This is a genomic window from Azohydromonas lata (assembly GCF_034427735.1).
Lineage (GTDB): Bacteria > Pseudomonadota > Gammaproteobacteria > Burkholderiales > Burkholderiaceae_C > Azohydromonas > Azohydromonas lata.
This window is the reverse complement of sequence record NZ_JAXOJX010000235.1, coordinates 1-338: the sequence shown is the minus strand read 5'-3', so window position 1 is coordinate 338 and position 338 is coordinate 1. Positions and strand designations below refer to the sequence as shown.

Sequence of the window (338 nt, the reverse complement as noted above, 5' to 3'; positions counted from 1 at the left end):
CTGGCCACGGCCTACTACCTGGCCAAGAACCACAAGGTGGGCCGCATCGCGGTGCTGGAGAAGGGCTACCTGGGCGGGGGCAACACGGCGCGCAACACCACCATCGTGCGCTCCAACTACCTGTGGGACGAGGCCGCGTTCATCTATGAGCACGCGATGAAGCTGTGGGAGGGCCTGACCGAGGACCTCAACTTCAACGTGATGTTCAGCCAGCGCGGCGTGTTCAACCTGGGCCACACGCTGCAGGACATGCGCGACATCGAGCGCCGCGTCAACGCCAACCGGCTCCAAGGCATCGATGCCCAGGTGCTCAACGCCGCGGAAGTCCAGGAGAAGAT

At 64.2% G+C, this 338-nt stretch carries 1 protein-coding gene; it reads left to right on the top strand.

Annotated features, from left to right (window positions below; genetic code table 11):
• A partial coding sequence (locus SM757_RS35190) for an NAD(P)/FAD-dependent oxidoreductase (protein ID WP_322468894.1) occupies positions 1-338 on the top strand: 338 nt, incomplete at both ends.